The 313-nt window shown below is 55.0% G+C and carries 1 protein-coding gene; it reads left to right on the plus strand.

Going from position 1 to position 313, the window contains the following annotated elements; genetic code table 11:
* Positions 1–131: 131 nt before the first annotated feature.
* On the plus strand, positions 132–313 hold a 182-nt coding region (locus WH277_RS01470; protein ID WP_339503959.1), incomplete at its 3' end, for an SMP-30/gluconolactonase/LRE family protein.

Consider the following 313-nt stretch of genomic DNA (forward strand, 5'->3'; position numbering starts at 1 on the left):
CAACGGTCATTTCACCGCAACCCGCTTTTGTGAGAACCCCGGCGTTGTTTATCCCACTGACCTGGCGCGTGTCGAATGTGAGAATGTGGCTGACGTCGCCCGCCAGTGGCAGCAGATCAAAGAGTGTGAATATGCATAACGATTATGATCTGTGCAACATTGCTCATGTCGGCGCCACGTTAGGCGAAAGTCCGGTCTGGGATGCTCAGAAGGGGCTTTTGTACTTCGTGGATATCGTTGAAGGGCGGATCAACGTGCTGCGGCCAGAGGGAAAGGTCGACCGTGTTTATGAGTCAGCCGCACGCATTGGCGC

The organism is Erwinia sp. MYb416, from assembly GCF_037479575.1.
Lineage (GTDB): Bacteria > Pseudomonadota > Gammaproteobacteria > Enterobacterales > Enterobacteriaceae > Erwinia > Erwinia rhapontici.